The organism is Pseudomonas sp. 8AS, from assembly GCF_902506505.1.
Classification (GTDB): Bacteria; Pseudomonadota; Gammaproteobacteria; order Pseudomonadales; family Pseudomonadaceae; genus Aquipseudomonas.
Genome location: NZ_LR733406.1, coordinates 3,667,959 through 3,687,836, shown reverse-complemented (window position 1 = coordinate 3,687,836; position 19,878 = coordinate 3,667,959). Strand labels below are relative to the sequence as shown.

24 protein-coding genes are annotated in these 19,878 nt (G+C 64.7%); 12 read left to right on the top strand and 12 right to left on the bottom strand.

Translation table 11 applies throughout. The annotated features are described in order from the left end of the window. Positions 1 to 72 precede the first annotated feature (72 nt). Positions 73 to 1,419, top strand: coding sequence for a metalloprotease PmbA (gene pmbA / locus GV001_RS17270; RefSeq protein WP_160082056.1), 1,347 nt, complete (start codon positions 73 to 75; stop codon positions 1,417 to 1,419). 168 nt (positions 1,420 to 1,587) lie between these two features. Here the strand turns inward: pmbA and GV001_RS17265 are convergent, their stop codons facing one another. From GV001_RS17265 to GV001_RS17220, 10 genes are all read right to left on the bottom strand, one after another. Further along, a complete protein-coding gene (locus tag GV001_RS17265; RefSeq protein WP_160082054.1) occupies positions 1,588 to 1,860 on the bottom strand; it encodes an HPr family phosphocarrier protein in 273 nt (90 codons plus the stop codon). A 14-nt stretch (positions 1,861 to 1,874) separates the two neighbouring features. Continuing rightward, positions 1,875 to 2,732, bottom strand: coding sequence for an RNase adapter RapZ (gene rapZ, locus GV001_RS17260; RefSeq protein WP_160082052.1), 858 nt, complete (start codon positions 2,730 to 2,732; stop codon positions 1,875 to 1,877). A gap of 19 nt (positions 2,733 to 2,751) precedes the next feature. Next, complete coding sequence (ptsN, locus tag GV001_RS17255) at positions 2,752 to 3,216, bottom strand: PTS IIA-like nitrogen regulatory protein PtsN (protein ID WP_160082050.1); 465 nt, start codon at positions 3,214 to 3,216, stop codon at positions 2,752 to 2,754. Between the two features lie 12 nt (positions 3,217 to 3,228). After that, on the bottom strand, positions 3,229 to 3,537 hold the full coding sequence (gene hpf / locus GV001_RS17250; protein ID WP_160082048.1) for a ribosome hibernation-promoting factor, HPF/YfiA family: 309 nt from the start codon (positions 3,535 to 3,537) through the stop codon (positions 3,229 to 3,231). Positions 3,538 to 3,720: 183 nt separating this feature from the next. After that, positions 3,721 to 5,214, bottom strand: coding sequence for an RNA polymerase factor sigma-54 (locus GV001_RS17245; protein ID WP_160082046.1), 1,494 nt, complete (start codon positions 5,212 to 5,214; stop codon positions 3,721 to 3,723). Positions 5,215 to 5,360: 146 nt separating this feature from the next. Further along, the gene (gene lptB, locus GV001_RS17240; RefSeq protein WP_160082044.1) at positions 5,361 to 6,086 is read right to left on the bottom strand and encodes an LPS export ABC transporter ATP-binding protein; all 726 of its coding nucleotides are present in this window, start codon (positions 6,084 to 6,086) and stop codon (positions 5,361 to 5,363) included. Further along, entirely contained in the window at positions 6,086 to 6,649 is a 564-nt protein-coding gene (lptA, locus tag GV001_RS17235) for a lipopolysaccharide transport periplasmic protein LptA (RefSeq protein WP_160082042.1), read from the bottom strand. The genes lptB and lptA overlap by 1 nt, the downstream gene beginning before the upstream one ends. Beyond that, positions 6,636 to 7,205, bottom strand: a complete 570-nt coding sequence (gene lptC / locus GV001_RS17230) for an LPS export ABC transporter periplasmic protein LptC (protein ID WP_160082040.1) — start codon at positions 7,203 to 7,205, stop codon at positions 6,636 to 6,638. Before lptC ends, lptA begins: the two co-directional genes overlap by 14 nt. Before the next feature lie 8 nt (positions 7,206 to 7,213). Then, a complete protein-coding gene (locus tag GV001_RS17225; protein ID WP_160082038.1) occupies positions 7,214 to 7,738 on the bottom strand; it encodes an HAD family hydrolase in 525 nt (174 codons plus the stop codon). Continuing rightward, positions 7,739 to 8,713: a KpsF/GutQ family sugar-phosphate isomerase gene (locus tag GV001_RS17220; RefSeq protein WP_160082036.1), complete on the bottom strand. Its 975-nt coding sequence runs from the start codon at positions 8,711 to 8,713 to the stop codon at positions 7,739 to 7,741. A gap of 242 nt (positions 8,714 to 8,955) precedes the next feature. Between GV001_RS17220 and GV001_RS17215 the strand changes: the two genes are divergently transcribed. From GV001_RS17215 to hisC, 10 genes are all read left to right on the top strand, one after another. After that, on the top strand, positions 8,956 to 9,765 hold the full coding sequence (locus tag GV001_RS17215; RefSeq protein WP_160082034.1) for an ABC transporter ATP-binding protein: 810 nt from the start codon (positions 8,956 to 8,958) through the stop codon (positions 9,763 to 9,765). After that, positions 9,765 to 10,562: a lipid asymmetry maintenance ABC transporter permease subunit MlaE gene (gene mlaE / locus GV001_RS17210; protein WP_160082032.1), complete on the top strand. Its 798-nt coding sequence runs from the start codon at positions 9,765 to 9,767 to the stop codon at positions 10,560 to 10,562. The genes GV001_RS17215 and mlaE overlap by 1 nt, the downstream gene beginning before the upstream one ends. Then, positions 10,562 to 11,029, top strand: a complete 468-nt coding sequence (mlaD, locus tag GV001_RS17205) for an outer membrane lipid asymmetry maintenance protein MlaD (protein WP_160082030.1) — start codon at positions 10,562 to 10,564, stop codon at positions 11,027 to 11,029. Before mlaE ends, mlaD begins: the two co-directional genes overlap by 1 nt. A gap of 11 nt (positions 11,030 to 11,040) precedes the next feature. Continuing rightward, positions 11,041 to 11,685: a phospholipid-binding protein MlaC gene (locus GV001_RS17200; RefSeq protein ID WP_160082028.1), complete on the top strand. Its 645-nt coding sequence runs from the start codon at positions 11,041 to 11,043 to the stop codon at positions 11,683 to 11,685. Further along, entirely contained in the window at positions 11,682 to 11,990 is a 309-nt protein-coding gene (locus GV001_RS17195) for a lipid asymmetry maintenance protein MlaB (RefSeq protein WP_160082026.1), read from the top strand. The genes GV001_RS17200 and GV001_RS17195 overlap by 4 nt, the downstream gene beginning before the upstream one ends. 139 nt (positions 11,991 to 12,129) lie before the next feature. Then, on the top strand, positions 12,130 to 12,369 hold the full coding sequence (locus tag GV001_RS17190) for a BolA family protein (RefSeq protein WP_160082024.1): 240 nt from the start codon (positions 12,130 to 12,132) through the stop codon (positions 12,367 to 12,369). A gap of 22 nt (positions 12,370 to 12,391) precedes the next feature. Continuing rightward, positions 12,392 to 13,657, top strand: coding sequence for a UDP-N-acetylglucosamine 1-carboxyvinyltransferase (murA, locus tag GV001_RS17185; protein WP_160082022.1), 1,266 nt, complete (start codon positions 12,392 to 12,394; stop codon positions 13,655 to 13,657). A 73-nt stretch (positions 13,658 to 13,730) separates the two neighbouring features. Continuing rightward, the gene (gene hisG, locus GV001_RS17180) at positions 13,731 to 14,354 is read left to right on the top strand and encodes an ATP phosphoribosyltransferase (protein ID WP_160082020.1); all 624 of its coding nucleotides are present in this window, start codon (positions 13,731 to 13,733) and stop codon (positions 14,352 to 14,354) included. A gap of 182 nt (positions 14,355 to 14,536) precedes the next feature. Next, positions 14,537 to 15,847 (top strand): histidinol dehydrogenase, encoded by a 1,311-nt coding sequence (gene hisD / locus GV001_RS17175; RefSeq protein WP_160082018.1) that lies wholly within the window; start codon positions 14,537 to 14,539, stop codon positions 15,845 to 15,847. Between the two features lie 110 nt (positions 15,848 to 15,957). Next, positions 15,958 to 17,013, top strand: coding sequence for a histidinol-phosphate transaminase (hisC, locus tag GV001_RS17170; protein ID WP_160082016.1), 1,056 nt, complete (start codon positions 15,958 to 15,960; stop codon positions 17,011 to 17,013). A gap of 74 nt (positions 17,014 to 17,087) precedes the next feature. Here the strand turns inward: hisC and GV001_RS17165 are convergent, their stop codons facing one another. Continuing rightward, positions 17,088 to 17,288 (bottom strand): hypothetical protein, encoded by a 201-nt coding sequence (locus GV001_RS17165; RefSeq protein ID WP_160082014.1) that lies wholly within the window; start codon positions 17,286 to 17,288, stop codon positions 17,088 to 17,090. Positions 17,289 to 17,369: 81 nt separating this feature from the next. After that, positions 17,370 to 18,635 (bottom strand): Hsp70 family protein, encoded by a 1,266-nt coding sequence (locus GV001_RS17160; RefSeq protein WP_160082012.1) that lies wholly within the window; start codon positions 18,633 to 18,635, stop codon positions 17,370 to 17,372. 243 nt (positions 18,636 to 18,878) lie between these two features. On the opposite strand from GV001_RS17160, the gene GV001_RS17155 reads away from it, so the two are divergent. Then, the gene (locus GV001_RS17155) at positions 18,879 to 19,631 is read left to right on the top strand and encodes an ABC transporter substrate-binding protein (protein WP_160082010.1); all 753 of its coding nucleotides are present in this window, start codon (positions 18,879 to 18,881) and stop codon (positions 19,629 to 19,631) included. Positions 19,632 to 19,878 lie beyond the last annotated feature (247 nt).

The window sequence follows — 19,878 nt, the reverse complement described above, 5'->3', positions numbered from 1 at the left end:
AGCGGCAAGCCTCACACGGCAAGCACAGGGCTTGGCGGGCGGGCTGCCAGAGTGCAGTTTCTGGAGTGATTTATGAGTGCAGCAGAAGTGGTTGGCCCGCAGGCATTGCCGGCGTTGCAGGCGCAGGTCGAGCAGATCATCGCCGAGGCGCGGCGCCAGGGCGCCAGCGCCTGCGAGGTGGCGGTATCGATGGAGCAGGGCTTGTCGACCACCGTGCGCCAGCGCGAGGTGGAAACAGTCGAGTTCAACCGTGACGAGGGCTTCGGCATCACCCTGTATGTCGGCCAGCGCAAGGGCTCGGCCAGTACTTCGGCCACCGGGGCGGCGGCGATCCGCGAAACCGTGGCGGCGGCTCTGGCCATCGCCAGGCATGCGTCCGAGGACGACTGCGCCGGCCTGGCCGACGCCGGCCTGATGGCGCGCGAGTTTCCCGAACTGGACCTCTATCACCCCTGGGCCCTGGCGCCCGAGCAGGGCATCGAACTGGCCCTGGCCTGCGAAGAGGCGGCGTTCGCTGCCGATCCGCGGATTACCAAGGCCGACGGCACTACCCTCAACACTCACCAGGGCTGCCGCGTGTATGGCAACAGCCATGGCTTCGTCGGCGGCTACGCCAGCACCCGGCACAGCCTGAGCTGCGTGATGATCGCCGAGGGCGAGGGGCAGATGCAGCGCGACTACTGGTACGACGTCAATCGCCAGGGCGAGCTGCTGGCCGACCCGGCGCAGATCGGCCGGCATGCCGCGGCCCGCACGGTGGCACGGCTGGGCGCGCGGCCGGTGCCGACCTGCGAGGTGCCGGTGCTGTTTGCCGCGGAGCTGGCCACCGGGCTGTTCGGCAGCTTCCTGGCGGCGATCTCCGGCGGCAACCTGTATCGCAAGTCGTCGTTCCTCGAGGGCGCCCTGGGCCAGCAGCTGTTCCCCGAGTGGCTGAGCCTCGACGAGCGTCCGCATATCCCGCGGGCGATGGGCAGCGCCGCCTTCGATGGTGACGGTCTGGCCACCTATGCCAAGCCCTTCGTCGCCGGTGGCGAGCTGGTGTCCTACATCCTCGGCACCTACTCTGGGCGCAAGCTGGGCCTGCCCAGCACGGCCAACTCGGGGGGCGTGCACAACCTGTTCGTCAGCCATGGCGACGAAGACCAGCAGGCCCTGCTCAAGTGCATGGGCCGCGGCCTGCTGGTGACCGAACTGATGGGCCAGGGGCTGAACATGGTCACCGGCGACTACTCGCGCGGTGCCGCCGGGTTCTGGGTGGAGAATGGCGAGATCCAGTTCCCGGTGCAGGAGGTGACGATTGCCGGCAACCTGCGCGAGATGTTCCGGCAGATCGTCGCAGTGGGGTGCGACCTGGAGCTGCGCGGCAATATCCGCACCGGCTCGGTACTGATCGAGAAGATGACGGTCGCCGGCAGCTGAGAGCCTGCTTACGATCTGCTGCGCGTCGGCGATACCGCGTTAAAAACAGCCTCAGAATGCTCATTTACAACCCGTAAACTGCGCTTCTTCGGCTGTTTTCGCCTTGTCTCGCTCTAGCTCGCGAGATCGTAAACAGGCTCTGAGCGGCGGCACCACGAAAAAAGGGACTTATTCGCCTTCGTCGAAGCGGTTGTTGATTAGTTCGACCAGCGCATTCAGCGCTTCGTCCGCCTGCTCGCCTTCGGCGTGCAGGTGCAGGCTGGTGCCCTTGCCGGCGGCCAGCATCATCACCGCCATGATGCTCTTGCCGTCGACCAGGCTTTCGGCCGAGCGCCCGGCGCGAATCTGGCAGGGGAAGCTGCCGGCCACGCCGACGAACTTAGCTGCCGCGCGGGCATGCAGGCCGAGCTTGTTGATGATGGTGATTTCACAGGCGGGCATGCGGCGGAAAGTCCTTAACCCAGTTCGCGGTGGCGAACCTGGAGATTCTTCAGGGTGGGCTTGAGGGCTGCGCCGAGGCGGTTGGCCAGGTACACCGAGCGATGGTGGCCGCCGGTGCAGCCGATGGCGATGGTCACGTAGGAGCGATTGCTGGAAGCAAAGCGCGGCAGCCACTTGTGCAGGTAGGCATGGATGTCCTGGTACATCTCCTCGACATCCGGCAGAGCTGCCAGGTAGTCGGCGACCGGTTGCTCCAGCCCGGACATTTCGCGCAGCTCGGGCTTCCAGTACGGATTGGGCAGGCAGCGCACGTCGAACACCAGGTCGGCATCCACCGGCATGCCGCGCTTGAAACCGAAGGATTCGATGAGGAACGCGGTGCCCGGCTCGGGCTTGTTCAGCAGGCGCAGCTTGAGGCTGTCGCGCAGCTGGTAGAGGTTCAGGTGGGTGGTGTCGAGCTTGAGGTCGGCCAGGTCGGTGATCGGGCTGAGCAGGGCGGCTTCGTCGCGGATGGCTTCGGCGAGGGAGCGTGTCTCGCTGGTCAGCGGGTGGCGCCGGCGGGTCTCGGAGAAGCGCTTGAGCAGGGTCTCTTCGTCGGCATCCAGATAGAGCACGTCGCAGACGATGTGGCGCGAGCGCACTTCGGCGAGCAGTTCGGGGAAGCGCTTGAGCTGGCTGGGCAGGTTGCGCGCGTCGATCGATACGGCGACCTGCGGGTGCAGCAGCTCGGTGTGCAGCAGGGCGCGCTCGGCCAGTTCCGGCAGGAGGATCGCCGGCAGGTTGTCGATGCAGTAGAAACCGTTGTCCTCGAGCACGTCGAGGGCGGTGCTTTTGCCCGAGCCGGAGCGACCGCTGACGATGATCAGGCGCATGACGCTGTCCTACCCTGGCCTATTGGCCGCTCTGTACGTCGACAACCACCTGGTAGAGGTTCTCGCTGCTTGGCGCCTGGCGCAAGCGCTCACGCACTTCGCTGCGGTCAAGCATGCTGGCGATCTGGCGGAGCAGCTCCAGGTGTTCGTCGGTCGCCGCTTCGGGTACCAGCAGGACGAACAGCAGATCGACCGGGGCGCCGTCGATGGCGTCGAAGTCCACCGGCGCATCCAGGCGCAGCACCGCACTGATGGGGGCGCTGCAGCCGGGCAGGCGACAGTGGGGAATGGCGATGCCGTTACCGAACCCGGTGGAGCCGAGTTTTTCACGGGCAATCAGGCTTTCGAAGATGTCCTGCGAGTCGAGGTCGGGCAGTTCGCGCGCGACCAGGTTGGCAATCTGTTCGAGGACGCGCTTCTTACTGCCGCCCGGCACGTTCACCAGGGAACGGCCGGCGGTCAGGATATTTTCAAGTCGGATCATGGGTGGGGGATGTCAGCGGGCTGTCGCGCCTTGCAGGCGGCCGAGCTGCTTTTCCTTGTGTTTGATCAGTTGGCGGTCGAGTTTGTCGGCGAGCAGGTCGATCGCCGCATACATGTCGTCGTGTTCGGCGTTGGCGACTACTTCGCCGCCTGCAACGTGCAGGGTCGCCTCAATTTTCTGCTTGAGCTTCTCGACTGCCATGGTCACCTGCACATTGGTGATCTTGTCGAAATGGCGTTCCAGTCGGCTGAGTTTTTCCCCGACATAGTCACGCAGGGCGTCGGTCACATCCAGTTGATGTCCACTGATGTTGACTTGCATACCGCTTCTCCTTGTTGCCTTGTGTAAGAGACAGGCTAGCGGGCCTGCCACCGTAACACTCTGGCGTGAGAAGGCTTTTGCAGAACTGTCCTGCAGTCCCCCCCGAGGGGCAGGGCGCATGGCGCGTATCCAGTTTTGCAAAAGCCTTCCCTCAGTGCCGCGTCACAGCAGTTGCGTCTATGGCTAGATCAACCGCTTGCGTTCGCTCGAAGGCGCTATCCCGAGGGATTCGCGGTATTTGGCGACGGTGCGACGGGCTACCTGAATGCCCTGTGCTTCCAGTAAACCAGCGATCTTGCTGTCACTCAATGGCTTTTTCGCGTTTTCCGCGGCGACCAGTTTTTTGATGATGGCGCGGATCGCCGTCGACGAGCATTCGCCGCCTTCAGAGGTGCTGACGTGGCTGGAAAAGAAGTATTTCAGCTCGTAAATGCCGCGCGGGGTGTGCATGAATTTCTGCGTGGTGACCCGCGAGATGGTCGACTCGTGCATGCCCACCGCCTCGGCGATGTCGTGCAGGACCAGCGGCTTCATCGCCTCGTCGCCGTACTCGAGAAAGCCGCGCTGGTGTTCGACGATCTGCGAGGCGACCTTCATCAGGGTTTCGTTGCGGCTCTGCAGGCTCTTGATGAACCAGCGCGCCTCCTGCAGCTGGTTGCGCATGAAGGTGTTGTCGGCACTGGAGTCGGCGCGTTTGACGAAGCCGGCGTATTGCGCGTTGACCCGCAGGCGCGGCACCGCTTCCTGGTTGAGCTCCACCAGCCAGCGCTCGTTGTGCTTGCGCACGATGACGTCCGGCACCACGTACTCCGGTTCGCTGGCCTCGATCTGCGAGCCGGGGCGCGGGTTGAGGCTCTGGATCAGCTCGATGACCTGGCGCAGCTCGTCTTCCTTGAGCTTCATGCGCCGCATCAGCTGGCTATAGTCGCGGCTGCCGAGCAGGTCGAGGTGGTCGCCGGCCAGGCGCTGGGCTTCGCTCAGCCAGGGTGTATTGGCTGGCAGCTGGCGCAGTTGCAGGAGCAGGCATTCGCGCAGGTCGCGGGCGCCGACACCGGCCGGGTCGAAGTTCTGGATGCGGTGCAGGACGGCTTCGACTTCGTCCAATTCGACGTCCATCTCCGGGTCGAAGGCCTCGACGATTTCCTCGAGCGATTCTTCCAGGTAGCCCTGGTCGTTGATGCAGTCGATCAGGGTCACGGCGATCAGGCGGTCGGTGTCCGACATCGGTGCCAGGTTCAGCTGCCACAGCAGGTGGGTCTGCAGGCTCTCGCCGGCGGAGGTGCGGGTGGTGAAGTCCCACTCGTCATCGTCGTTGCTCGGCAGGCTGCTGGCGCTGGTCTGGTAGACGTCTTCCCAGGCGGTATCGACCGGCAGCTCGCTGGGGATGCGTTCGTTCCACTCGCCGTCCTCGATGGCATCGGCGGGCGTGCTGTTGGTTTCCTGGTAGGTGTCCTGGGGCGCGGCCTGGGTGTTCTGCTCTTCGCCGTCGGCCAGCGGATCGCTGTTGTCGAAATCTTCGCCGTCTTCCTGGCGTTCCAGCATGGGGTTGGATTCCAGGGCTTCCTGGATTTCCTGCTGCAGGTCCAGGGTGGACAGCTGGAGGAGGCGAATGGCTTGTTGCAGCTGCGGTGTCATCGTCAGCTGCTGGCCCATCTTGAGGACTAGCGAAGGTTTCATGGCAGGAAGCTTTGCACCTTATTTGCCGGCGCAGTCGCGCCATTCACTACAGGGCGCCGGGGCGCCGCCAATAAGCAAATTATATGCCTGAATCTGGCGGCTTTGCCTAGGCTTGACAACGTCCATGTAGTGAAGCGGCGCCTGCATCAGAGGCGGAATTCGTGCCCGAGGTAGACTTCTTTAACCAGTTGGTTGGCCAGGATGCTTTCGGCATCGCCTTCGGCGATCAGTTGGCCGTCATTGACAATGTAGGCGGTCTCGCAGATGTCGAGGGTCTCGCGCACGTTGTGGTCGGTGATCAGTACGCCGATGCCCTTGGCCTTGAGGTGATGGATGATCTGCTTGATGTCGCCGACCGAGATCGGGTCGACGCCGGCGAAAGGTTCGTCGAGCAGGATGAACTTGGGTTCGGTGGCCAGGGCGCGGGCGATTTCCACACGCCGGCGTTCGCCGCCGGACAGGCTCATGCCGAGGTTGTCGCGGATGTGGCTGATGTGGAACTCCTGCAGCAGGCTCTCCAGGGCGGCGCGGCGGCCGGCGCGGTCGAGGTCCTTGCGGGTTTCCAGGATGGCCATGATGTTGTCGGCCACCGTCAGCTTGCGGAAGATCGAGGCTTCCTGCGGCAGGTAGCCGATGCCGACGCGGGCGCGGCCATGCATGGGCTGGTGGCTGACGTCGAGATCATCGATCAGCACGCGGCCCTGGTCGGCCTGCACCAGGCCGACGATCATGTAGAAGCAGGTGGTCTTGCCGGCGCCGTTGGGGCCGAGCAGGCCGACGATCTGGCCGCTGTCGATGGATAGGCTGACGTCGCGTACCACCTGGCGGCCCTTGTAGCTCTTGGCCAAATGCTGGGCTTTGAGGGTTGCCATTACTGCGCTTGCTCCGGCTGGCCGGTTTTCTTGCGTGGCTGGATGACCATGTCGATGCGTGGGCGCGGCGCGCTCAGAGCGGTGCCAGTGGCGCGGCCGGCGTTGACGATCTGGCGCTGGGTGTCATAGACGATCTTCTCGCCTTCGAAGGTGTTGCCTTCCTGAATCACCTTGGCCTGATCGATCAGCACGATGCGCTCGTTGCTGGCGAAGTACTGGATGGTCAGGCCGTAGGCCTTGACGATTTCCTTGTCCACGGCGGGCTTCTGCTCGTAGTAGGCCGGTTTGCCCACCGAAGTGAAGACTTCGACGTCGCCGTTGGCATCCTGGGTGATGGTCACGGTGTCGCCGGTGATCTTCAGGGTGCCCTGGGTGATCACCACGCCGCCGCGGTACACCGCCACGCCTTGCTTGTCGTCCAGCTCGGCGCTGTCGGCCTGGACCCGGATCGGTTGCTCGCGGTCGCTGGGCAGGGCCCAGGTGCTGGCGCTTCCGAGCGCGGCACCGAGGCTGATGAGCAATAGGGGGAGGGTCCGGAGGGGGAAACTGTTAACGAGCCTCATGCTGGCCTCTTACGTTGGACAGCAGGAGGATCCGGCCGTCATTCATGTACGCTTTCATTCCTTGTGCCGTGGTCACCCCGTTGGCGGCCTCGATTCTAACGGCTTGCTGGGTTTGCGCATATTCCTCGTCCGGAAATACGGTCATCCGGCTGCTGGTGATCACGGTGGGGCGACCTTTGGCATCGGTGCGCGCCACGCGCACGTCATCGATCAGTTCGACTTGCTTGCCTTGCGGCGCCACTTCGCCCCGCGCACTCTGCACGTGCCAGGGATAGGCGCTGCCGCGGTACAGCTGCAGGTCCGGCTGGCTCAGCAGGGTGATGTCGCTGGCCTTGATATGTTCCAGCTTGTCGGTGGTCATCTCATACTGCAGCTGACCGTCCTCCTGGTATTGCAGGGTGCGCGCATTGACCACGTAGAAGTCGATGGTGCTGTCGCTTTCGCCGACGGTCGGCTTGTCCAGGAAACTTTCCGGGCGGATGTTCCAGTAGCCGATCGCGCCCAGCAGGGCGGCGATCAGGCCGTAGATCAGGAGTTGTCGCTGTTTGGCCGGCATGGCTGATCCTAGAGGTAGGCGGCTTGGGCGGCTTCGAGGCTGCCCTGGGCGCGCATGATCAATTCGCAGAACTCGCGCGCCGCACCTTCGCCGCCACGTGCCGCGGTGACGCCGTGGGCGTGCTGGCGGACGAAGCCGTCGGCGCTGGCCACGGCCATGCCCAGGCCGACCCTGCGGATCACCGGCAGGTCGGGGAGGTCGTCACCCAGGTAGGCGACCTGCTCGTAGCTTAGGCCGAGCTCGCCGAGTAGTTCGTCGAGCACCACCAGCTTGTCTTCGCGGCCCTGGTACAGGTGCTGGATGCCCAGGTTCTGCGCGCGGCGCTCGACCACCGGGGTCTTGCGCCCGCTGATGATGGCGGTGCGTACCCCGGAGTTGATCAGCATCTTGATGCCGTGGCCGTCGAGGGTGTTGAAGGTCTTGAACTCGCTGCCATCGGTGAGGAAGTACAGGCGGCCGTCGGTCAGTACGCCGTCGACATCGAAGATGGCCAGTTTGATCGCCTTGGCGCGCTGTTGCAGTTCGTCGTTCATTTACATCACTCCGGCGCGCAGCAGGTCGTGCATGTTGAGGGCGCCGACCGGGCGCTCCTCGCCATCGACTACGACCAGGGCGTTGATCTTGTGGTCTTCCATGATTTTCAGAGCCTCGGCGGCGAGCATCTCGGCGCGGGCGGTCTTGCCGTGGACGGTCATCACCGCGTCGATGCTGGCTTCGCGCACGTCGATGCCCTTGTCCAGGGTGCGGCGCAGGTCGCCGTCGGTGAAGATCCCGGCCAGCTGGCCGTTGCTCTCGACCACCACGGTCATGCCCAGGCCCTTGCGGGTCATTTCCAGCAGCGCATCGCGCAGGCTGGTGCCGCGCTGTACCAGCGGCAGGCGGGCGCCGCTGTGCATGACGTTCTCCACCTTGAGCAGCAGGCGGCGGCCGAGGGCGCCGCCCGGGTGGGAGAAGGCGAAGTCTTCGGCGGTGAAACCGCGGGCTTCGAGCAGGGCGATGGCCAGGGCATCGCCGAGCACCAGGGAAACGGTGGTCGAGGAGGTCGGTGCCAGGTTCAGCGGGCAGGCTTCCTGGGCGACCTGGGCATCCAGGTTGACCTCGGCGGCCTTGGCCAGTGGCGACTCGGGATTGCCGGTCATGCTGATCAGGGTGATGCCGAGGCGCTTGATCAGCGGCAGCAGGGTGACGATTTCGGCGGTGGAGCCGGAGTTGGACAGGGCCAGCACCACGTCGTCGTGGGTGATCATGCCGATGTCGCCGTGGCTGGCCTCGGCCGGGTGGACGAAGAATGCCGGGGTGCCGGTGCTGGCCAGGGTGGCGGCGATCTTGTTGCCGATATGCCCGGACTTGCCCATGCCGACCACCACGATACGGCCCTTGCAGGCCAGCATCAGCTCGCAGGCGCGGACGAAATCGCCATTGATGCGCCCCCGCAGGGCCTCGATGGCGTCGAGTTCGAGGCGCATGGTGCGCTGTGCGGATTGGATCAGATCAGTGGGCTGACTCATGGCTGGATTCACGGTGGTCGGCAGAAAAGTCGGCGATTATAACGGGAAAGCGGCACAGCCTCACCTCCAGCGGATTACAGGTTGCGTGGCGCGCGGGCGAAATTCCCTGAAAACACTGCCGCGCCTTGGGTGCGCGGGGTTGCGGTGGTATATTGCGCGGCCTGTTCGGCCTGCCCGCGCGCGCGATCCCGTCTCGGGGATGCTGCGTCTGCCCATGGAAGGCTGTATCACAAGGAGTTTGGATGAGCGCCGAAAATGCCTACGCCGTCGAGCTGAAGGGCCTGACCTTCAAGCGTGGCGCACGCACCATCTTTGACAACGTCGATATCCGCATCCCGCGCGGCAAGGTCACCGGCATCATGGGGCCTTCCGGCTGCGGCAAGACGACGTTGCTGCGCCTGATCGCCGCCCAGCTCAAGCCGGCCAGCGGCCAGGTCTGGGTCAACGGGCAGAACCTGCCGGGCCTGTCGCGCAGCGAGCTGTTCGACATGCGCAAGCAGTTCGGCGTGCTGTTCCAGAGCGGCGCGCTGTTCACCGACCTCGATGTGTTCGAGAACGTGGCCTTTCCGCTGCGGGTGCACACGCACCTGTCCGACGAGATGATTCGCGACATCGTGCTGATGAAGTTGCAGGCCGTGGGCCTGCGCGGCGCCTGCGAATTGATGCCGGACGAGCTGTCTGGCGGCATGAAGCGCCGCGTGGCGCTGGCCCGGGCGATCGCCTTGGATCCGCAGATCCTGATGTATGACGAGCCGTTCGTCGGCCAGGACCCGATCGCCATGGGCGTGCTGGTGCGCCTGATCCGCCTGCTCAACGATGCCCTGGGCATCACCAGCATCGTGGTCTCCCACGACCTGGCGGAAACCGCCAGCATCGCCGACTACCTCTATGTGGTGGGCGATGGCCAGGTGCTCGGCCAGGGCACCCCGGCCGAGCTGATGCATTCGGATAACCCGCGCATCCAGCAGTTCATGCAGGGTATTCCGGATGGTCCGGTGCCTTTCCACTATCCGGCGCCGGATTACCTTGATGATTTGTTGGGAGCGCGTTGATGCGTAAGTCGTCCCCGCTCGAGCGCATCCGCCTGTTGGGCCGGTCCGGGATCGATGTGGTCCAGGTTCTCGGGCGCTCGTCGCTGTTTCTGCTCAGCTCGCTGTTCGGCCGCAGCGGCCTGCGCAATGGCTTCCAGCTGCTGGTGCGCCAGCTGTACTCGGTCGGCGTGCTGTCGTTGCCGATCATCGTGGTCGCCGGGCTGTTCATCGGCATGGTCCTGGCGCTGCAGGGTTTCAATATCCTCAGCAGCTACGGCTCGGAGCAGGCGGTTGGGCAGATGGTTGCCCTGACCTTGTTGCGCGAGCTGGGCCCGGTGGTGACCGGCTTGCTGTTCGCCGGGCGTGCCGGTTCGGCGCTGACCGCCGAGATCGGCAACATGAAGTCCACCGAACAGCTGTCCAGCCTGGAAATGATCGGCGTCGACCCGCTCAAGTACATCATCGCCCCGCGCCTGTGGGCCGGATTCATCTCCATGCCGCTGCTGGCCACCATCTTCAGCGTGGTCGGCATCTGGGGCGGGGCGATGGTCGCGGTGGACTGGCTGGGCGTCTACGACGGCTCGTTCTGGTCGAACATGCAGAACAGCGTGGAATTCACCGAAGACGTGCTCAATGGCGTGATCAAGAGCGTCGTCTTCGCCTTCGTGGTGACCTGGATCGCCGTGTTCCAGGGTTATGACTGCGAACCCACTTCGGAAGGCATCAGCCGCGCCACGACCAAGACCGTGGTGTACGCCTCCCTGGCCGTACTCGGCCTCGACTTTATTCTGACCGCCCTGATGTTTGGAGATCTCTGATGCAAAGCCGCTCCCTGGAAATCGGCGTCGGCCTGTTCCTGCTGGCTGGATTGCTGGCCCTGCTGCTGTTGGCCCTGCGCGTCAGCGGCCTGTCCGCGGCAAGTTCGGGCGACACCTACAAGCTCTATGCGAATTTCGACAATATTGCCGGTTTGACGGTCAGAGCCAAGGTGACCATGGCCGGCGTGACCATCGGCAAGGTCACCGCCATCGACCTGGATCGCGACAGCTACACCGGGCGGGTGACCATGGAAATCGAGAATCGCGTCGACAACCTGCCGGCCGACTCCACTGCATCCATCCTCACCGCCGGCCTGCTCGGCGAGAAGTACATCGGCATCAGTGTCGGTGGCGAAGAGGAGGTGTTGAAAGGCGACGGGGTGATCCAGGACACCCAGTCGGCCCTGGTGCTGGAAGACCTGATCGGCAAGTTCCTGATCAATTCGGTGAATAAAGAAAGCAAATGAGGATTTTCACCATGCTGAAGACTCTGCGAAACGGCCTGCTGGTCATGCTCGCCGCCCTGCCGTTGCTGGTTCAGGCGGCGCCCAGTGCTCATGAGGTGGTGCAGCAGACCACCGATCAGCTGCTTGGCGACCTGAAGGCCAACAAGGCCACCTACAAGCAGACCCCGCAGGACTTCTATGCGGCGCTGGAGCGCATCCTCGGCCCGGTGGTCGACAGCGAAGGCATCTCGCGCAGCATCATGACCGTGAAGTACTCGCGCAAGGCCAATGCCGAGCAGATGAAGCGTTTCGAGGGCAACTTCAAGCGCAGCCTGATGCAGTTCTACGGCAATGCCCTGCTCGAATACGACAACCAGGGCATCCGCGTGCTGCCGGCCAAGGCCGAGGGCGCCGAGCGCGCCAGCGTCGGCATGGAAGTGAAGGACAGCAAGGGCACCATCTACCCGGTGTCCTACACCATGGTGCAGATCAACGGCCAGTGGATGCTGCGCAACGTGATCATCAACGGCATCAACATCGGCAAGCTGTTCCGCGACCAGTTCGCCGACAGCATGCAGAAGAACGGCAACGACCTGGACAAGACCATCGACGGCTGGGCCGACGTGGTGGCCAAGGCCAAGGACAGCGCCGAAGGTCAGCAGGCTGCCGGGCAATGAACGGCGGCTCCGTGCGCCAGGCCGACAGCGGCGAGCTGCAGCTGCTCGGCACGCTCGACTATCGCACCGGTCCGGCCGTGCGCGAGGCCGGGCGCCGGCTGATCCAGGCCAGCCAGCAGGCGAGCCTGGTGCTGGACTGTGCGGCGGTGGAGAAGTCCAGCAGCGTCGGCCTGTCGCTGCTGCTGGCCTTTCTGCGCGATGCCAGGGCGGCAGGCAAGACCCTGAGCATTCGCGGCTTGCCGGCGGACATGCAGGAGATCGCCAAGGTGTCCGGCCTGCTCGAGCTGCTCGTTCCGCCGGCTTGAGTAGTGCGTCGCAGGCTGCACAGCCCTCCGTCAGCGATCCCGGCATCCGGGCTTCGCAGGCGGGGGGCTTTTTTGTATCATGGCCGGCCCGCGAGCCTCGGCCCGCCAATGATTCCTTATGCGCCGATCGAGGTTGAGCATGCAGGCCGTCGAAGTAAAAAGCCTCCTGGAAGCCAAAATGCCGAACACCCGTATCGAGGTGGAAGGCGAGGGCTGCAATTTCCAGCTGAACCTGATCAGCGATGAGCTGGCCGCCCTCAGCCCGGTCAAGCGCCAGCAACAAGTCTATGCCCACCTCAATGCCTGGATCGCCGATGGCAGCATCCACGCCGTGACCATGAAATTCTTCAGCCAGGCCGCCTGGGCCGAGCGCTCCTGAGCCTGCGGGCAGCGAGATAGCAATGGATAAACTGATTATTACCGGCGGTATCCGCCTCGACGGCGAAATCCGCATTTCCGGGGCGAAGAACGCGGCCCTGCCGATTCTCGCCGCCACCCTGCTGGCCGACACCCCGGTCACCGTGTGCAACCTGCCACACCTGCACGACATCACCACCATGATCGAGCTGTTCGGTCGCATGGGCGTGCAGCCGATCATCGACGAGAAGCTCAGCGTCGAAGTCGATGCCAGCAGCATCAAGACCCTGGTCGCGCCCTACGAGCTGGTGAAGACCATGCGCGCCTCGATCCTGGTACTCGGGCCGATGGTCGCCCGTTTCGGCGAGGCCGAAGTGGCGCTGCCCGGCGGTTGCGCCATCGGTTCGCGTCCGGTCGACCTGCACATCCGCGGCCTGGAAGCCATGGGCGCGAAGATCGACGTCGAAGGCGGCTATATCAAGGCCAAGGCGCCGGAAGGCGGCCTGCGTGGCGCGCACTTCTTCTTCGATATCGTCAGCGTGACCGGTACCGAGAACATCATGATGGCCGCCGCCCTGGCCAAAGGCCGTAGCGTGCTGGAAAACGCCGCGCGTGAGCCGGAGGTGGTCGACCTGGCCAACTTCATCAACGCCATGGGCGGCAAGGTCAGCGGCGCCGGTACCGACACCATCACCATCGACGGCGTCGAGCGCCTCGGTGGCGGTCGCTACAGCGTAATGCCCGACCGTATCGAGACCGGCACCTACCTGGTGGCTGCCGCCGCCACCGGTGGCCGGGTCAAGCTGAAAGACACCGATCCGACCATCCTCGAAGCGGTACTGGCCAAGCTGCAGGAAGCGGGCGCCGAGATCACCACCGGCAAGGACTGGATCGAGCTGGACATGAAGGGCAAGCGGCCGAAAGCCGTCAACGTGCGCACCGCGCCGTACCCGGCCTTCCCGACCGACATGCAGGCCCAGTTCGTCTCCCTCAACGCCATCGCCGAGGGTACCGGCACCGTCATCGAGACCGTGTTCGAGAACCGCTTCATGCATGTCTACGAGATGAACCGCATGGGCGCGCAGATTCTGGTCGAAGGCAACACCGCCATCGTCACCGGCGTACCGGCGCTGAAAGGCGCTCCGGTGATGGCCACCGACCTGCGCGCTTCCGCCAGCCTGGTGATCGCCGCCCTGGTGGCCGAAGGCGAAACCCTGATCGACCGCATCTACCACATCGACCGTGGCTACGAGTGCATCGAGGAAAAACTGCAGCTGCTCGGCGCCAAGATCCGCCGCGTGCCGGGCTAGGTTGGCGCTGCGCGTAGCGAGGCCCAACCCACCAGCCCGCAAGGGCTGGCGCCTGTTCTAAGGAAATTGCGTAATGCTGACCATCGCCCTGTCCAAAGGCCGCATTCTCGATGACACCCTGCCGTTGCTGGCCGAAGCCGGCATCGTGCCCACCGAGAATCCGGAAAAGAGCCGCAAGCTGATCATCCCCACCACCCAGGAGGATGTGCAGCTGCTGATCGTCCGCGCTACCGACGTGCCGACCTATGTCGAGCATGGCGCGGCCGATATCGGCGTGGCCGGCAAGGACGTGCTGCTCGAGTACGGCGGCCAGCTCTACGAGCCGCTGGATCTGCAGATCGCCAAGTGCAAGCTGATGACCGCCGGCAAGGTCGGCGCGCCGGAGCCGAAAGGTCGCCTGCGCGTGGCCACCAAGTTCGTCAACGTGGCCAAGCGCTACTACGCCGAGCAGGGCCGCCAGGTCGAAGTGATCAAGCTGTACGGCTCCATGGAGCTGGCGCCGCTGGTCGGCCTGGCCGACAAGATCATCGACGTGGTCGACACCGGCAACACCCTGCGTGCCAATGGCCTGGAAGCCCAGGAGCTGATCGCCACCATCAGCTCGCGGCTGATCGTCAACAAGGCGTCGATGAAGATGCAGCACAGCCGCATCCAGGCGCTGATCGATACCCTGCGCGCCGCGGTCGAGTCCCGATGACCGCCAGGGATGGCGGAAATGTCGAAAATGCAGGAGCATTTTTCGACCACCGACGCTAATACCCTCAACGCGGCAATCCGCCGCGTCTGCCTATCCGTGTCATAGCCACTTTTCTCGGGCGTCCATGCGGTGGGCTTGGTAGCCTAGCGACGCCCGAGCATTTGCCAATCAAGAGGCCCGCTATGACCAGTCCCATTGCTATCCGCCGACTCAACGCCGCCGACCAGGACTTCGCCCGTCATCTGGATCATCTGCTGAGCTGGGAAAGCGTGTCGGACGATGCGGTCAATCAGCGCGTGCTGGAGATCATCCAGGCCGTGCGCAGCAGAGGCGATGCCGCCCTGGTCGAGTACACCAAGCAGTTCGACGGCCTGGACGTCGCCGGCATGGCCGACCTGATCCTGCCGCGCGAGCGCCTGGAACTGGCCCTGACCCGCATCACGCCCGAGCAGCGCAGCGCTCTGGAAAAGGCCGCCGAGCGCGTGCGCCTGTACCACGAGCGGCAGAAGCAGGATTCCTGGACCTACACCGAGGCCGACGGCACGGTGCTGGGGCAGAAGGTCACCCCGCTGGACCGCGCCGGCCTGTATGTGCCGGGAGGCAAGGCCTCGTACCCCTCTTCGGTGCTGATGAATGCCATCCCGGCCAAGGTCGCCGGTGTACCGGAAGTGGTGATGGTGGTGCCGACCCCGCGCGGCGAGATCAACGAGATCGTCCTGGCCGCCGCCTGCATCGCCGGCGTCGACCGGGTGTTCACCATCGGCGGGGCCCAGGCCGTGGCCGCGCTGGCCTACGGCACCGAGAGCGTGCCGCCGGTGGACAAGATTGTCGGGCCGGGCAACATCTATGTGGCCACCGCCAAGCGCCACGTGTTCGGCAAGGTCGGCATCGACATGATCGCCGGCCCTTCGGAGATCCTGGTGGTCTGCGACGGCCAGACCGATCCGGACTGGATCGCCATGGATCTGTTTTCCCAGGCCGAGCACGACGAAGACGCCCAGTCGATCCTGGTCAGCCCGGATGCCGCCTTCCTCGATCGCGTTGCCGACAGCATCGCCAAGCTGCTGCCGACTCTGGAACGCGAGAGTATCGCCCGCACGTCCCTCGAAGGCCGCGGTGCGCTGATCCAGGTCGCCGACATGGCGCAGGCCATCGAGGTGGCCAACCGTATCGCCCCGGAGCACCTGGAACTGTCGGTGGAAAACCCCGAGCAGTACCTGCCGCTGATCCGCCACGCCGGTGCGATCTTTATGGGTCGCTATACGGCAGAGGCTTTGGGCGATTACTGCGCCGGGCCCAACCACGTGCTGCCGACCTCCGGCACCGCGCGCTACTCCTCGCCGCTGGGCGTCTACGACTTCCAGAAGCGCTCGTCGATCATCCACTGCTCGGCTGAGGGGGCATCGGAGCTGGGCAAGGTCGCCAGCGTGCTGGCCCGTGGCGAGTCGCTGACTGCGCATGCGCGCAGCGCCGAGTACCGGATCAAGCCTTAAGTACCCGAACCTGTAGGAGCCAGCTTGCTGGCGATCCATGCTGAACAGCATCGCCAGCAAGCTGGCTCCTACAACAAGCAGATCGAACGAATTCGAGGAGAGAAGGGCAGATGAGCAAATTCTGGAGCCCCTTCGTCAAGGACCTGGTGCCCTACGTGCCGGGTGAGCAGCCGAAACTGGCCAGGCTGGTCAAGCTGAATACCAACGAGAACCCCTATGGCCCGTCGCCCAAGGCGATCGCCGCCATGCAGGCCGAGCTGAACGACAGCCTGCGCCTGTATCCGGACCCCAACAGCGACCGCCTGAAACAGGCGGTGGCCGACTACTACGGCGTGAGCACTGCCCAGGTGTTTGTCGGCAACGGTTCCGACGAGGTGCTGGCGCACGCCTTCCACGGCCTGTTCCAGCATGGCCAGCCGTTGCTGTTCCCGGATGTCACCTACAGCTTCTACCCGGTCTACTGCGGCCTGTACGGCATCCCCTACGAGGCCTTGCCGCTGGATGAGCAGTTCCAGATTCGCGTGGAAGACTACGCGCGGCCCAATGGCGGCATCATCTTCCCCAACCCCAATGCGCCAACTGGCTGCGCCCTGGCTCTGGACGCCATCGAGCGCCTGCTCAAGGCCAATCCGGACAGCGTGGTGCTGGTCGACGAGGCCTATATCGACTTCGGTGGCGAGACGGCAATCAGCCTGGTGAACCAGTATCCCAACCTACTGGTGACCCAGACCCTGTCCAAGTCGCGCTCCCTGGCCGGCCTGCGGGTTGGTCTGGCAGTCGGCCACCCGGACCTGATCGAGGCCCTGGAGCGGATCAAGAACAGCTTCAACTCCTACCCGCTGGACCGCATGGCGATTGCCGGTGCGGCGGCGGCGTTCGAGGACAAGGCGTATTTCCAGCAGACCTGCCAGGCGGTGATTGCCAGCCGCGAGGCGCTGGTGGCCGCCATGAGCGGCCTGGGTTTCGAGGTGCTGCCATCGGCCGCCAACTTCATCTTCGCCCGTCACCCGCAGCATGATGCCGGCGAGCTGGCCGCGGCCCTGCGCGAGCACGGCGTGATCGTGCGGCACTTCAAGCAGCAGCGCATCGCCCAGTTCCTGCGCATCACCATCGGCGCGCCGGAGCAGAACCAGGCCTTGCTGGATGCCCTGGGGCAGATCCTCTGAAATAGACAACGGCGCCCAAAGGCGCCGTTTTTCATGTTGCGTCGCTTGAGCGGCTTCAGCCGCGAAGCCCGTCGTTACTGCGACTCTTGTTCCAGCTGCTGCAGGCGCTGTTGACTCTGGGCGTTGGCCTGGTCGATCTGCTGTTTGAGCTGGTCCATCTGCTGCTGTGCCTGCTTGGCCTGTTCGGCCTGCAGGGCAGCGGTGGTCGCGGTGGCGCCGGCGTCGCAGCCGCTCAGGGCGAGGATCAGCAGGGAGAGTACGAGGGCTGTACGCATGGCGGGCTCCGGCAAGGCTAGGGGCGTCACCATAGCCTGCCTCGGGCGTCGCGGCCAGTCATCGCGTCGTGCTCGGCTGAATCAGCCGTAACGCTTCTTCGCCTCGATGGCCAGGCCGCTGCCGATGCTGCCGAAGGTGTTGCCTTCGGTGGCGCGGGCATTCGGCAGCAGGGCGCAGATGCTCTGGCGCAGGGCCGGGATGCCGCTGGAGCCGCCGGTGAAGAACACCGTGTCGATGTCCTCGGCCTTCACCCCGGCCTGCGTGAGCAGCTCGGCGACGCTGGCGGTGACCCGCTCCAGCAGGCCGCCGATGGCCTGGTCGAACAGCGGCCGGTCGAGCAGGACCTGCAGGCCGCTTTCGACCCGCTGCAGGTCGATGCGGTGCTGGTCGTGCTCGGTCAGGGCGATCTTGCTGTCCTCCACCTGCATGGCCAGCCAGTGCCCGGCACGTTGCTCGATCAGCTTGAACAGGCGGTCGATGCCGGTCGGGTCGACGATGTCGTAGCGCATGTTCTGCAGCGCCAGTTGCGACTTCTGCGCGTACACCGCGTTGATCGTGTGCCAGGTGGCCAGGTTGAGGTGGTAGCTGGTGGGCATGAAGGCGTCGCTCTTCATCCGGCTGCCGTAGCCGAACAGCGGCATCACCCCTTCCAGGCTGAGCTGCTTGTCGAAGTCGGTGCCGCCGATATGCACGCCGCCGGTGGCGAGGATGTCGCTCTGCCGCTCGGCCATATCGCGGCGCTCGGGCGACAGGCGGATCAGCGAGAAGTCCGAGGTACCGCCGCCGATGTCGACGATCAGCACGCGTTCCTCGCGGGTCACCGTGCGTTCGTAGTCGAAGGCCGCGGCGATCGGCTCGAACTGGAATGACACGTCCTTGAAGCCGAGCTTGTTGGCCACCGCCACCAGGGTGTTGGCGGCTTCCTGGTCGGCGAGCGGGTCGTCGTCGACGAAGAACACCGGACGGCCCAGCACCACCTGCTCGAACTCGCGGCCGGCGAAGGCTTCGGCGCGCTTCTTCAGCTCGCCGATAAAGAAGCCGAGCAGGTCGCGAAACGGCAGGGCGCTGCCCAGCACGGTGGTTTCGCTTTTCAGCAGCTTGGAACCCAACAGGCTCTTCAGCGAGCGCATCAGTCGCCCTTCATAGCCGTCCAGGTATTCGTGCAGGGCCAGGCGGCCATACACCGGGCGGCGTTCCTCGGTGTTGAAGAACACCACCGAGGGCAGGGTGATCTTGCCGTCTTCCAGTTCCAGCAGCGGCTCGACGCCGTTGCGCCACCAGCCGACGGTGGAGTTGGAAGTACCGAAGTCGATGCCCAGGGCATTGGCGGGAAGATCGAGACTCATGCTGCAGCGGTTCCGGGAAAAAACGGCCGCGCAGTTTATGCGAGAGCGGCGCGGCATGCTCGGGGAATCTGCGCCCGTGTGTCGGGGCGCGTCATGCCGCGCATGGGGTATGCGGGACGAATGCCGACGGGCAACTGCAAGCCATGGATCGCCACTGGCCAGGCGTGGCTTGGTCGAGCCTCATGGCCGCCCGGCAAGTGCGTCGACATGGGCTAGGCTGAACTGAACGGGGAGGAGGCGACGATGCGTGCATGGCTGCTGGCCGGCTTGCTGCTGGGCCTGGTTCTGCCGAGCCCGGGTTCGGCCGAGTTGTTGCTGCTGACCGAGGAGGCGCCGCCGACCAGCTATAGCCGCGACGGCAAGCTGGGTGGCTACTCGGTGGAAGTGGTGCGCATGCTGGTGCAGCGCACCGGGCATGCCGTGCGCATGGAGTTGCTGCCCTGGACGCGGGCCTACCACCTGGTCAAGACCGAGCCCGACACGGCGCTGTTCTCCATGGTCCGAACCGAGGAGCGTGAGCCGCTGTTCCAGTGGGTGGGGCCGATTCTGCAGGGCTCCACGCGCTTCTTTTCGCTGAAGTCCAGCAACCTGCGCATCGATACCCTGGAAGATGCCGCCAACAGCGGCACCCTGGCCCTGCCCAAACAGTGGTACAGCTTCGAGACCCTGCAGCGCATGGGCTTCACCAACCTCTATGGCGTGCCCAACTCCAGGCAGATGGTGATCATGCTCAAGCACGGTCGGGTCAAGCTGATCGTCGCCGAGGACGTGACCCTGCGCGAGGAGCTGGCCGCCGGCGGGCTGAGCACCGATGACGTGCAGGCCCACCTGAGCTTCATGAAGTCCGATTATTACATCGCGTTTTCCAGGCAGACCGCCCCCGCGGTGATCGCCGAGTGGCAGCGGCAGCTTGATGGGATGCGCCGGGACGGTAGTCTCGTGCAGCTCCGCCAGCGCTGGCTGCCTGAAGCCGGCTCCGCAGAGCCTGCGCAATAGGAGATGCTCGCCGGCGTGTGGCAGCGGTCATCGGACCTGGCGTGGGAATGGATTTGCCGGCGATCTGGTCGCGACAGTTGCCACGCAACGTCGGTGAACGGCTGCCGAGTCATAGGTACGGGCAGTGGCGTTGGGTTTGCATCAGGTTGGCAGGGGTGCCCTGTGTTTTGGCGCGGGTAGGTTGGCGTCGAGCGCAGCCGGGCTCGGCAGGCTTGTCGCGCAGCCCAGTGTGCAAGCGAGATATGGC